Source organism: Aquimarina penaris (genome assembly GCF_040786285.1).
In the GTDB taxonomy this organism is placed as follows: domain Bacteria; phylum Bacteroidota; class Bacteroidia; order Flavobacteriales; family Flavobacteriaceae; genus Aquimarina.
In genome coordinates, this window is sequence record NZ_JBFMKQ010000001.1 from 1,964,270 (window position 1) to 1,978,177 (window position 13,908).

The 13,908-nt window shown below is 32.4% G+C and carries 10 protein-coding genes; 6 read left to right on the forward strand and 4 right to left on the reverse strand.

Annotated features, from left to right (window positions below):
- The first annotated feature begins 94 nt into the window (after positions 1 to 94).
- From ABW637_RS08205 to ABW637_RS08230, 6 genes are all read left to right on the forward strand, one after another.
- Complete coding sequence (locus ABW637_RS08205) at positions 95 to 676, forward strand: lamin tail domain-containing protein (protein WP_367584168.1); 582 nt, start codon at positions 95 to 97, stop codon at positions 674 to 676.
- A gap of 147 nt (positions 677 to 823) precedes the next feature.
- Positions 824 to 1,399, forward strand: coding sequence for a TetR/AcrR family transcriptional regulator (locus ABW637_RS08210; RefSeq protein WP_367584169.1), 576 nt, complete (start codon positions 824 to 826; stop codon positions 1,397 to 1,399).
- 48 nt (positions 1,400 to 1,447) lie between these two features.
- Entirely contained in the window at positions 1,448 to 2,227 is a 780-nt protein-coding gene (locus ABW637_RS08215) for an SDR family NAD(P)-dependent oxidoreductase (protein ID WP_367584170.1), read from the forward strand.
- Between the two features lie 144 nt (positions 2,228 to 2,371).
- Positions 2,372 to 4,222, forward strand: a complete 1,851-nt coding sequence (locus ABW637_RS08220; RefSeq protein WP_367584171.1) for a CocE/NonD family hydrolase — start codon at positions 2,372 to 2,374, stop codon at positions 4,220 to 4,222.
- A 31-nt stretch (positions 4,223 to 4,253) separates the two neighbouring features.
- Positions 4,254 to 6,128 (forward strand): DUF885 domain-containing protein, encoded by a 1,875-nt coding sequence (locus tag ABW637_RS08225; protein ID WP_367584172.1) that lies wholly within the window; start codon positions 4,254 to 4,256, stop codon positions 6,126 to 6,128.
- A gap of 205 nt (positions 6,129 to 6,333) precedes the next feature.
- Positions 6,334 to 8,310 carry an ATP-binding protein gene (locus ABW637_RS08230; RefSeq protein ID WP_367584173.1) on the forward strand — a complete coding sequence of 659 codons (1,977 nt, stop codon included), beginning with the start codon at positions 6,334 to 6,336 and terminating at the stop codon, positions 8,308 to 8,310.
- Between the two features lie 47 nt (positions 8,311 to 8,357).
- On the opposite strand, the gene ABW637_RS08235 is transcribed toward ABW637_RS08230, so the two are convergent.
- Genes ABW637_RS08235 through ABW637_RS08250 form a run of 4 tightly spaced genes read right to left on the reverse strand, consistent with a single transcriptional unit; the run spans position 8,358 to position 13,907 of the window.
- Positions 8,358 to 9,650 carry an HlyD family secretion protein gene (locus ABW637_RS08235; protein ID WP_367584174.1) on the reverse strand — a complete coding sequence of 431 codons (1,293 nt, stop codon included), beginning with the start codon at positions 9,648 to 9,650 and terminating at the stop codon, positions 8,358 to 8,360.
- A 34-nt stretch (positions 9,651 to 9,684) separates the two neighbouring features.
- Positions 9,685 to 10,026, reverse strand: coding sequence for a four helix bundle protein (locus ABW637_RS08240; protein ID WP_367584463.1), 342 nt, complete (start codon positions 10,024 to 10,026; stop codon positions 9,685 to 9,687).
- Between the two features lie 50 nt (positions 10,027 to 10,076).
- Positions 10,077 to 12,281, reverse strand: a complete 2,205-nt coding sequence (locus ABW637_RS08245) for a peptidase domain-containing ABC transporter (protein WP_367584175.1) — start codon at positions 12,279 to 12,281, stop codon at positions 10,077 to 10,079.
- Positions 12,282 to 12,326: 45 nt separating this feature from the next.
- Positions 12,327 to 13,907: a vitamin K epoxide reductase family protein gene (locus tag ABW637_RS08250; protein WP_367584176.1), complete on the reverse strand. Its 1,581-nt coding sequence runs from the start codon at positions 13,905 to 13,907 to the stop codon at positions 12,327 to 12,329.
- Position 13,908: the final 1 nt, after the last annotated feature.

Here is a 13,908-nt window from a genome sequence, read left to right on the forward strand (position 1 = left end):
GTAGAAATAGTAGATATGTATATTTACTATTTTAGAATATAGATATGCTACCAGTAATTAACCGTAAAGTATAAACGTAATAAACTTATTTAATATGAAAAATATAGCACTTTATTTTGTATTAGGGACATTGATTTTTACTTCGTGTAATAGCGATGACGATAGTACTCCACTACCTAATACGGGAGTTCCTGATGGAGTGGGAAATGTAGTGATTAATGAAGTTAATTATGGAGATGATAATTTAATAGAATTATTGAATAATGGAGATGCGTCTATTAATTTGGCTTCATACTGGTTATGTTTAGGACCCGGAAGATATCTTAATATAGGAAGCACAACTCCGGTTAGTGGTAGTATTGAATTGGGGGCAGGAGAGTTTTTGGTGATTAACTGGTCCCAGTTGAGAGATAGTGAAGGATTAGGACTCTATTCTACAGATTCATTTACAAGTTCTGATGCCATTGTAGATTTTGTGCAATGGGCAGCTGGTGGTAGTGCAAGAGAAAATGTAGCAGTAGCTGCGGGTATATGGACAGCTGGTGATTTTGTCGAAGCGGTTACCACTACAACAGCCAGTATTTCCTTTGACGGGAATGGTAATACAGCCTCAAACTGGTCTGAGACTACAAGTACAAGTTTTGGAAACCCAAATGTAATCCCGCCTAATCTTTAGGTAACACTGTTTTAGATTATTTCTCAAAATACACAACGGTTAATCGTATATAGTATAAAAGGAGTTTGTTTTTATAACGAATTTTTATTCATTTATTTTTGAATGAATAAAAATTCGTTTACCTTTGTTTCGAATTTAAATTAGGAAATGCCTAAGCTCAAGGATAAAAATAAAGTAAATGCTATTCATAAAGCCACTATTGAGTTAGTGACTAAAACTGGTTTTTCTGGGCTTAAAATGGCAGAAGTAGCTAAGAAATCAAAAATAGCTACAGGTACTTTATATGTATACTATTCTAGTAAAGAAGAGCTAATCAATGATGTGTATGTCGTGACCAAAAAAGAAATATCCGAAGCCATAATAAACTCTAAATACATTAAAGATACATTTTATGAAACCTTTAAAGCAATGTGGTATGGCTATTTTTCTTATTGCTTAAAACATCCCGATAAAATGCTTTTTGTAGAGCAGTTTATTTATAGCGGCTATATTTCTGATGTTAATATTACAAAAGCAGATACATATTTCGAATCGCTTGATCAGTTTTTAATGGATGGTCAAAAGCAAGGATTTATTAAGGATGTAGATGTCGAAATTATTAAGGCACAATTACAAGGTGCTATTCACGAAATAGTAAAAATGGTAGTAAAAGGACATATCCAACTTCAAAAAGATGGTATGAATACTTGCTTCATTATGGCATGGAATAGTATTAGGAAATAATTTTTTTAACTTTTAAACGAATAAATATTCACTATAATAATTTTAAAAATGAAGAAGACAGCGCTAATAACTGGAGCATCAAATGGTATAGGATTAGAACTAGCAAGAGTACATGCTTCCAAAGGAGATAATCTGGTTTTGATAGCAAGAAACCAAATCAAGTTAGAAGAACTTAAATCAGAATTAGAAAAACAGCATGGAGTAAGTGCCATGATCATTACAAAAGATCTTTCTGCCCCAAATGCAGCTCAAGAAGTTTTTGATGAAACCAATCAAAAAGGTATTCAGGTAGATTTTTTAATTAATAACGCAGGTTTTGGAGATTTTGGAATGTTCTACGAAACTGACTGGAATAAAGAACACAAAATGATTGAGCTTAATATTACCACATTAACACAGTTTACCAAACTGTATGTAAAAGAAATGGTAAAGCGAAACAGTGGTAAAATCATGAACGTTGCGTCAACTGCTGCTTTTCAACCAGGACCCACTATGGCGATTTATTATGCTACAAAGGCGTATGTTTTACACTTTTCAGAAGCGATAGCCAATGAACTTAAAGGTCAAAATATCACAGTTACTGCACTGTGCCCGGGAGCAACAGAAAGTGGATTTCAATCTGTTGCACAAATGGAAGAAAGTAAACTTGTAAAAGGTAAAAAACTTCCTTCATCTAAAACAGTAGCAGATTATGGTTATAAAGCCATGATGAAAGGAAAAACGGTAGCTATTCATGGATTTATGAATAGAGTACTGGCAAACTCGGTACGGTTTATGCCTAGAAAAATGGTAACCGCAGTAACAAGAAACGTTCAAGATAAAGCTTGATGATTCTATTTTTTTTGGGAGTATAACCCTATGAAGTATTGAATATTTCATAGGGTTTTTTTGCAGTGCTGTTAAAGTCTCCTTAAAACTATCCTGCTCGCACTGTCAATTTTTTATCTTCAGCCATAAACTAAATTCAAATCAATGCAATTCGTTAAATTTATAGTGATAAGAGGACTTTTTCTCTTATGTTTTCTTTTTGGATATACTCAAAACCCTGATTCCTATAGTGTAAAAGACCATTACAACAAACAAGAAGTTGATATTGTGATGCGAGATGGGATTAAACTACATACCACTATTTATTCCCCAAAGGATACATCAAAGAAGTATCCAATCCTTATGCAACGTACACCTTATAGTTCAAAACCTTATGGTAAAGATCAGTTTCGATCTAAAATTGGACCGAATGAGTTTTTAATGAAAGAAGGTAATATTATTGTGTATCAGGATGTACGTGGTCGTTGGATGAGCGAAGGTGTTTATGATAATATGCGAGCATACATTCCTAATAAAAAAGGAAAACAATTTGATGAAGCCAGTGACACCTATGATACTATTGATTGGCTGGTTAAAAATGTAGACAATACCAATAAAAAAGTTGGAGTTTGGGGGATTTCATATCCAGGCTTTTATGCTACATATTCTTTGCTAGATTCGCATCCGGCCCTAAAAGCTGTATCTCCACAAGCCTGTATTGGAGATTTTTACTTTGATGATTTTCATCATAATGGAGCTTATTTGTTGAGTTACTGGAGAGCCACGGCTGTTTTTGGTTATGAAAAGACAAAACCAACTCCAGAATCATGGTATACGTTTCCTGATCTTAAAAGCGAAGATCAATACCAGTTTTTTCTAGATGCAGGACCTCTTAGTAATTTGGATAAATACTATAAAGAAGACAATGTATTCTGGACACAATTAAAAGAACATCCAGATTATGATGAATTTTGGCAAAAAAGAGGGATTATTCAACATTTAAAAGATATTAAACCCGCAGTAATGGTTGTAGGAGGACTTTTTGATGCCGAAGATTTGTATGGCCCTTTTGAAACGTATGAGAAGATAGAAAACCGAAGTGAGAATTATAATATTATGGTTTTTGGTCCATGGAGCCATGGCGATTGGGCAAGAACAAAGAAAAGACAAGCTATAGGTAATGTATATTTTGGTGACGACCTTTCTTTAAACTATCAAAAGAATATAGAGACTAAGTTCTTTAATCATTTTTTAAAGGGTGAAGCAAATGAAAAAACGGGTCTACCCGAGATTCAGATTTTTGATACCGGCAAAAAAGAATGGAATTCGTATGAAAGCTGGCCACCCAAGAATATCGAAAAGAAAACCTTTTACCTTTCTGAAAACGATCAGTTATCTAATGAAACAGGAGAGGGCTCTTCTGAATTTATTAGTGATCCTAAGAAGCCTGTTCCGTACTCAGAGGATATTAAAATGGTATTTACCCCAAGAAAATACATGACAGATGATCAAAGATTTGCAGCACGGCGTCCAGATGTATTGGTATTCGAAACCCCGGTACTTTCAGAAGATATAACCTTATCAGGAGAAGTGCTAGCAAAATTAAAAGTGGCTACAACCGGAACAGATGCAGATTGGGTTATAAAACTGGTAGATGTTTACTCTAGTGATATTAAAGATACCGAGGAAACCCAGAAATACCTAAAGATGTCTAATTATCATATGTTGGTGCGTAGCGAAGTAATGAGAGGAAAATATAGAAACAGTTTTAGTAAACCAGAACCCTTCGTACCCAACACAAAAACTGATGTAAATATAAAATTACAAGATGTACACCATACATTTAAGAAAGGGCATAAAATTCAGATTCAGGTGCAGAGTACATGGTTTCCTCTGATAGATTTAAATCCGCAAACGTATGTGTCTAATATTTTTAAAGCGACAGCCTCTGATTTTACCAAACAGACACATAAGGTATATCATGATTCTAGGATTGAAGTTACAATATTGAAATAAAATAACTAACCTTTAATAAATTAATAAGAAGATGAAAATAAAAATTAGTATACTACTTCTTTCTTCTCTTTTGACGTTATGGAGTTGTAAGCAAGATGCTAAAGAATCAGAAGAAAACAATGCAGTTTCTGCCGAAGTAATCCAAGAGCACTCTAAGAACTTAAATACTTGGTTCGAAGTGCAATTTCAGGAATATATTGCAAAATCACCCATGACACAAACGTATTTAGGTATTAAAACCGATTACGGTAAATGGGATGATGTATCGTCAAAAAAAGTAGCAGAAGATATTGAACGCGATAAGGAGCGTCTTATGTATCTTAAAGACTCTGTAGATGTATCTAAATTAAATGAAGCTACATTACTTAGTTATAAATTGATGAAGCAGAGCCTAGAAAATTCAATTGATGATTTTCAGTATCGATTTTATAACTACCCTGTAAATCAAATGCACGGACAGCAAGCAGAAATTCCTGCTTTCATGATAAATATGCATAGAATAGGGGATAAGAGTGATGCAGAAGCCTATATTTCAAGATTAAACGGCATGAAAGAATTGTTTGCCCAGATCGTTGAAAATATGAAGATTCGGGAAAAAAACGGGATTCTTCCCCCTAAGTTTGTTTTTGCCAAAGTTTTAGATGATAGCAGAAATATCATAATAGGACAGCCTTTTGATAAATCTAATAATGAAAGTACGCTGTTGGCAGATTTTAAAGGAAAAGTAAAAAAACTTCAACTCTCTGATGAAGAAAATAATGAATTAGTCGCCAAAGCAGAGAAAGCACTTTTAGAAGGAGTAAAACCTGCATTCGAAAATCTTATTGTTTTGCTTGAAAGCCAGCAACAAAGAGCTACTACAGAAGATGGATGTTGGAAATTCCCTAAAGGAAGCGCGTTTTATAATAACGCTCTTAAACGTACAACTACTACAGACATGACTGCAGACCAAATCCATGAACTTGGTTTGAAAGAAGTTGCACGTATCCATAGCGAAATGCGTGATATTATGAAACAAGTAAAATATGAAGGCACGTTACAGGATTTCTTTAAGTATCTGAAAGAAGATGAAAAATTCTATTTTGCAAATGATGAGGAAGGAAAGAAAGCATATATGGAGCAAGCTGTAGGGTTGATTAGCACCATGAAATCAAGATTGGATGAGCTATTTATAACGAAACCAAAAGCAGATATTGTTGTAAAGGCAGTAGAGCCTTTTAGAGAAAAAAGTGCAGGAAAGGCCTTTTATCAAATGGGAACTCCTGATGGATCCAGACCAGGGACTTACTATGCCAACTTGTATGATATGGAAGCAATGCCAATATATCAAATGGAAGCATTGGCATATCATGAAGGGATCCCCGGACATCATATGCAGATTTCAATAGCACAGGAACTACAGGATATTCCAAAGTTTAGAAAATATGGAAGATATACAGCCTATATAGAAGGATGGGGGTTATATAATGAGTTTTTGCCTAAAGAAATAGGAATGTATAGTGATCCATATTCTGACTTTGGAAGATTGGCAATGGAACTTTGGAGAGCCTGCAGATTAGTTGTTGATACAGGGATTCATGCAAAAAAATGGAGTAGAGAAGAGGGAATTAAATATTATACCGATAATACTCCCAATGCAGAAAGTGATGCCGTAAAAATGGTAGAACGCCATATTGTAATGCCTAGTCAGGCAACAGCATATAAAGTTGGGATGAATAAAATTCTAGAATTAAGAGAAGACGCAAGAAAAAAACTCGGCGATCAATTTGACATTAGAGAGTTTCATGATGTTGTATTGACCAATGGAGCTGTACCCCTTAATATCTTAGAAGAGTTGGTACAAGATTGGATTGCTATAAAAAAGAATGACAGTAATACTCAGGTAAAAAATGAAGATCATTCTTAATTAAAAACGATAAGAATACTATCTATATAATCATAAGCCTTTCTTGCAAGAAAGGCTTATCTTTTTTTTTAAACCTATGTGATTTTACGGTAAAACCATAAAATAAATGAAAGAATAAACTTACAAAATAGAATAAAATACATAAATTTGTGTATTTTGCAGATTAAATATGCTTTTTATCATGTTTAACCCCAAAATAAACAAAATGAGCAACACAACCTTAACCTATTTAACTCTGTTTCTGATGAGTTTTTCGATTTTTTCACAAAATCGGGCGTCGGGAATAGATCTTTCAGAGATAAGAACATTAAAAGATTCATCGGCATTTGATAATGCAATCAGTGATTTACGAGTACTCATTGCAGAAGAACAATTAGATGGGGCACAAACGCTATCCGATGAACTTCTTGGTATTGGTAATGCTATTGGATACAAAAAGGGTCTGGGTTTAGTCTTTAGAGAAAAAGGTGTTATAAGTAATAAGCACAATAGAAATATAGTCTCTAATAAGAATTTCGAAAAAGCAACAAATTATTTTAAAGACATCAATTACCTTGAGGGGTTGGCTATGGTATGTAATGAACGATTTATTATTGAACAAAGCAGGGGTAATTTTGAAAAAGGAGCCGATTATCTTCTTGAGGCTAAATTGTATAGAGAACAACTAAAAGATAGTGTTGGTTTATCTGGTATTTATAATAATCTGGCAATAATATATAAAGAACTCAAAAATATACCTTCTTCTGAAGAATATTACTTAAAATCTATTACGCTTAGAAAACAATTAAAATTAAAAGGCCAAGGACTGGTCATGAATAATTTGGCATTATTATACACCGAAAATGGGAATCTCTCAAAAGCTAAGAGTTTATTACCTGAAGCATTGAAAATTAATAAAGCGGAAAAGGATATAAGACATACAGCTCAGTCGTATAGCATTATGGCTAAAGTTGCGATGTACAACGAAAATTATAAAACTGCAAAAAAATATTATGATACTACTTTATGTGTAGCAAGTCAAACTAATTTTAAACTTTTGGTAATTAACGCAAAACAACAACTCGGTATAATTGCATTAAAAGAAAGAGAATATAGTAAGGCAGAAGAATTGTTAAAGATTGCCAGAGAGGATTTTATTAAGGCTAATGCCATACCATTGGTGTTAAAAAATTATCAATTTTCATTCAAATTAGACTCTGCAAGAGGTAATCTGTTAGGTGCTATACATTGGCAAAAAAAATATCAAAAGCTTCTAGATAAAAGAATGTCTGATATTACAGCTAAGAAGGTTGAAAAGACCAAAACACAATATGAAGCAGAATTAAAACAACTAAAATTAATTGAGGAGCAGGAGAAAAGAGAACGTGATACAAAGGCTAAATTGTTTAAATTTCGTTTAATTGCCTATATAGCCCTTGCAGTAGGTTTAGTGATTCTTACGTTCTTAATATTAATAATCAGAACTCGAAATGAGCGAAAGAGACTTATAGCTATGCTGGATAACTCTAATAAAGTGAAAAATAAATTATTTTCTATAATCGCTCACGATTTAAAGAATGAAATCAATGGTTTAGAAGGGAGTCTTAATTTACTTAAAGAAAATTCTATATCAGAAAAGGAATTCAAAGAAATTGTTCCATTACTTGCCAGTGGAACACACCAGACTTCTATACTTTTGCATAATTTACTAAATTGGTCAAAGTCTCAGTTGAAAGAGTTAAATGCGAACCCAACCTCTTTTGATATTTCAGAAGTTATTTGTGATAAATTCACCTTCTTTGAGCAGAAAGCACAGCAAAAAAATATTAAACTTATCAATAAATTAAATCCTACTATGATTTATGCCGATAGGGATATGTTTGCTATTGTTGCTCAAAACTTAATTGCAAATGCGATTAAATTTTGTAATTCTGGCGATTCTATAGCATTACTTTCTGAAGAGAAAGATGGACTTTATGAAATTTGTTTTAAAGATACGGGTATTGGTATTGACCCTAATCATATTCATAAATTATTTGCCGAAGATACGTATACTACAACAGGCACTCAAAATGAAACAGGAACAGGTCTTGGTCTTAAAATATGCAAGGAGCTTATCGAACTTAATCAAGGTAAGATTGAAGTAAAAAGTGCTCTTGGTTCGGGCAGTGTTTTCTGTATTTCACTTCCTAAAGCAGCATAATAGTTTTTTTAATATGAATCGAAACGCAATACTTAATAAAGCGTATACTATTTGTCTACCAAGGTTCTAAATTGATAAAAGAAACGTTCGATAAGTCTAAGATCTTCAGTAACAATTTCTACCACCCCTCTCATCTCTTGTTTAAAGGGGATTTCTTTATCATAGGTAGTGATTAACTTTTCTGGTAATTCAACATCAATCAAATACAATCCATTTTTATCTGGTAAAAGAGAGATATGTTTTACTTTGCCTTTTAGAGTTCCAAATTCATCATCAGGGAAATTTTCTAATCTGATATTGGCTACTTGTCCTATTTTTATCTTTCCTGAGTTTTGTGAAGGTGCCTTTATCTTTGCTAGATAAGATGAATCCTCAGATGGAATTACAATAAATACGAGATCACCTTGGGTTACTGTCTGATTTTTAGTCCAGAAATTAAGGAATGATACCCTGCCTTCTATATCAGATTTAAGTACATATTGTAACTCCCAATCCTTGATGCTCTTTTTTAATTGATCAAAGGATTGCAATACTTTTTTAAATAGGTTTATTTCTTCTTTTCTTTTGTTAATCTCTGTACCCTTGGATGTTTTGGTAGCATTACTAATATTTTCTTTTATTTGAGATAATTGTACATCATTACTCTCATAATTACGCTTCACCTGAAGATAATCTAATTCTTTACTTTCATATTCCTGGGTAGAGATTACACCTTTTTCAAATAGGTTTTTTTGCCGTTGTAATTCTTTTCGTTTAAAATCTAATTCGGTTTTACTTAGCTTTTTCTGAGCTTTGAGACTTTCTTGTCTTCTATATAATTCTGATAATGATATTTGATTGGCTAAAGCTTCATTAGAAAATGGTTGAAGCTCTTTATTAAGAATATATTCAGAATAACTGTTTTCAAATAGAGCAAAATTGGTTTCGATATCACCAAGAAATAAAACCGGTAACTCATCTATAGGAAAAGTAAAGGATTTATTATTTATTTTAATGGTATCAACTACAGATTTAAGCAAAAATATATCTTTATAATTTGCAGAGCTCTGTAAAATGGCTAAAGGACTGTTTTCGGGTACAATTTGACCGTCTTCTACAAGTATAGATTCTATCTTTCCACTCACTTTGGCATATTCCTTTTGCGGCGGAATTTGTGTTGTGATTATGGCTTCAGCAGGGATTACATCTGGATATTTGATCAACCATGAAAGAAATAGTAGTAATACTACTAAGATTAGGATCAATAGATTCCCCCATCTAATCATCCAATTTGGAATACGAGTAAGTATCTCTTGTACTTCTTCACTACGTAACTGTATATCGTCTATAGTATCCGGCATAATATTTTAATTGAGAATTATAAATTAAGAATTATCAAATTTTAGATTTTGTTGTTTTTTGAATTGAACCAATAATTTTTAACAATTCGTCACATTTTTCAATTAAAATATGACTTTCATTATTGGATAAGTATTTACTATCTCTGAGTAGTCTTAGCCAATAATGTGTTTCTCTAGCTTCTTTATAGGCAATGGATACTTTTGCTAAAAAATCTCTGGTACTTTGACCACCAATTGCCTCTTCTATATTAGCTCCTATCGAAGTTCCACTTTTGAGAATTTGTTTAGATGGAATATATTCATTTTGTTCTTTTGTCAGTTTCTGAAATAATTTAATACATAATAAAGCAAAATCATAACTTTTAGTCTGAACAATATTTTCTTTATTTAATTAGTAACTCTTAATTCGTAATTTATGATTGAGCTTTATTTTCCTAATTCAAGCTGATTTTTTACTAAGTTATAATAGTTTCCTTTCTTTTTGATCAAAGCTTCGTGGTTTCCTATTTCTACAATTTCTCCTTTGTCTAAAACTACGATCTGATGTGCATTTTTAACAGTACTTAATCTATGCGCTATAACCATAACCGTTTTATCTTTAAAAAAGGTATCTAGTTTTTCCATAATTACCTTTTCATTATTAGCATCAAGTGCTGAAGTAGCCTCATCAAAGAATAAAAACTTAGGGTTTTTGTACACTGCACGAGCTATAAATAATCTTTGTTTTTGACCTGTACTCAAACCTACACCTTCCATTCCGATTTTAGTGTTGTAGGACAAAGGAAGAGATTCGATAAACTCTTTAATATTGGCTACATCTACGGCATGAGCTAATTTTTTCTTATCTACATAATCTTCTCCTACAGCAATATTATTTGCAATGGTATCATTAAAAATATAACCTTCTTGCATTACTACACCAAAATGATCTCTCCAGGCTTTTTGAGATACATTTTGGAGATCATGAGAGCCTATATAAATCTGACCTTCATCTGGCTCATAAAACTTGAGCAAGAGTTTCATTAAGGTCGTTTTTCCACTACCACTTACTCCTACAACTGCCGTAATCTTATTGGCAGGAATCGTAAGGTTCAAATTTTCTAATACAGGTTTATCAGAGCCTACGTATCTGAAACTTAAATCTTTGATTTCAAAACTTGAGTTTTCAGAGATCTCTCTTATTTTTTCATCTCCTGGTTGTTCTTCATCTTCTTTATTATGGATCTCTCCTAAACGTTCTAGAGATATTTGGGCATCCTGAAGCTCTCTAAGAAAGTTAATTAGTTGAGAAATAGGAGCATTTAATTGGCCAACAATAGCTGTAATTGCCAGCATCATACCTAGTGTGATATCACCGTCTATAACAAGCTTTGCAGAAAGCACTGTGATAAAAATATTTTTGAGTTCATTTATAAATGAAGAACCTACATTTTGATATTGTTCGAGTGCTAGGTTTTCTATAGAGATTCTAAATAATTTTGCTTGAACAAACTCCCAGTTCCATCGTTTTCTCTTTTCTGCATTATGAAGTTTTATTTCCTGCATACCATTCACCAACTCAATAACTTTACTTTGCTCCTCACTGATTTGAGAAAAGCGCTTATAATCAAGTTTTTTACGTTTTTTAAAGAATATTAGTATCCAGATAAAATACAGGGTACTACCTACAGCAAAAACACCAAAAATAGGAATGCTATAGTATATCAAAACAATACTAAATACCACTAGATTAACCATTGAGAACAGAACGCTCAAAGAAGACATGGTTAATATTTGCTCAATACGTTTGTGATCATTAATTCTTTGTAATAAATCTCCTGTCATCTTTACATCAAAATATGAGATCGGCAAATTCATGAGTTTAATAAAGAAATCAGAAATTAGTGAAATATTTATTCTGGTACTTAGATGTAAAAGAATCCAACTTCTTAAAACATCAATTACTGTTCTACCAATAAATAAAGAAAGCATGGCAATTAAAACAAGGTACACAAAATTTAAATCCTGGTTTTTTATACCGATATCAACTATACTTTGAGTTAAGAATGGGGTGATAAGCTGTAGTATACTACCTGCCAGAAGACCTAGTATAAGCTGTATGATAAATGTTTTGTATTTAAAAACATATTTAGATATGAATTTAAAACCAAACTTTTCTTCTTGTTCATCCAGATCGTCATTATAAAATTTAGGGGTGGGTTCTACTAATAATGCAACACCTTCTTCGGTATTTTCATTCGCATTATTGCCAATCCATGCTTTTATAAATTCATCCTTCGTATATGTTATTAAACCATGTGCAGGATCTGAAACATAAATGGTAACATGACCTTTTCGGGTTGTCTTCACTTTATATACTACTACATAGTGTACTTTGTTCCAGTGTACTATACAGGGTAGTGGTACTTCTTCTAATTTTTTTAATGAAATTTTAACCCCAAGAGATCTAAAACCGATTTGTTCTACTGCATCACTCAAACCCAAAAGGGAGCTCCCCTCACGAGTTGTTTCACTTAATGTTCTGAGTTTTGCAGTATTAAGAAGTTTTCCGTAATGTTTTGCAATAATCTTAATACATGTAGGTCCACAATCTTTGGCTTCAGCTTGATGATAAAAGGGAAATTTAGGCATTAACTATTTTTAATTAATTTGATTTTGTGCTAAAAATTGATCTTCCTATCCTATAAGATCTTCTACAAAGAAAAGTAATTCTTTTCTATTATATTCTTTTGGGTATGATTTCCCTTCAATTAAGATTTCGGGAGTAAAGTTTTTGTTATGCTCAATGCACCAATTGTTTTGTTTTTTTAATACATCAAAAGGACTTTCGGTATCACAAAGTCCCCATTTTTGGATCCATTTTTCTGGTTCTAAATTCATATAGGCATCATGCATGGCACTCAAACATTTTTCTTGGCCTTCGGTATCGAATAACTCAATAAGTCGAGCAGTAATTTTAGTACTGTCAATATCACGAGAAGAAGCGGGTACATTAAACCTAATAATAATTTGTATTTGGTCCTTGTATAGCTGCAATAGTTGCTCAACTAGCGCATGTACTTCTTTACAATGACTACAGGAAGGATTGGTTATTATTGTAATCTTTAACGCGGGATTCTCTGTTTTACTACCTAATACAATTTCATTTTGATCAATAATGCCAACAGGTAATGTGTCGGACTTTGATAATAATATATTAAATACAGAGTAGTTTCGTTTAAATTTATGATGTTCAATTTTTAAATTTTTTAGCGCTATCTCTTTCTTTAGTAACGGAAGGACATATGACCATAATACAGATACAAATGAAAAACTAAATAATAATAGAAGCAGTGCAGAAAGATCATAGGATACATTCTTTATATCGAAACCGTAAACATAGATAGGAACCACTTGAAGCCATAAAAGAGCAACCACACACAAACAGAGAGTACACCAGCTTTTTACAACGTAGAGCTGATAAATAATAGAATACAATGTAAAAGGAATGGTTAACAAACTTATGATATAAATAAGATCAAAGTTGTGATTGCTGACTAGAAATAGAAAGCTAGAAAAAAATAGACTTATGAAATACACGATTCCAATATCACTTAATTTTACTGTTCCAAATATCGAGGCTCCCTTAGAGTTTAGCACCGCATCACAACTAACTTTATTTTGCCCTAAGGAGCAAAAACGATCAAGGGTATTAGACTGCAGTCCTAATTCCTTTAGAATAATGAGTATACTAAACACTATTCCTATACCTGATAAAAGAGTATGTAAAAATTCTGTAAAAATTGGTTTCAATACGATAAAAGAAATAATAAATGATAGACATGCAAGTATAATTCCTACAATTCTCTTGTTATTATTTTTAGCATTAAAATGTATTTCTGCTTCACTGGAATCGATAGCTAAAATAACCCCGGTCCAGATCTTAAGGAATTCTTCTTCAGAAAGTATTTGTGTATATTCTCTACTAAAAACGAGGTGTATTTTATCCTTTTTCCTTGTAAAAAGAACAAAATGCTCACCGGTATCATTTTTAATTTGTGCGAGAAAATGAGATTCTAATTGAGATAATGTTTCGTTATTAACAGGAGCCTGTACCGCGATGTTTTCTATATTAAAATGATCTAAAACACCAGTAATAGCGTGTAAACTAGGGTAGGTGGGGTGGCTTAATAATTGAAATTTAACTTCTTCTTCATCTACAGTAATTTTATTTTTTCTCAGTAGCTTGTACAGAAGGTAAACAACAGAATCTTTCATA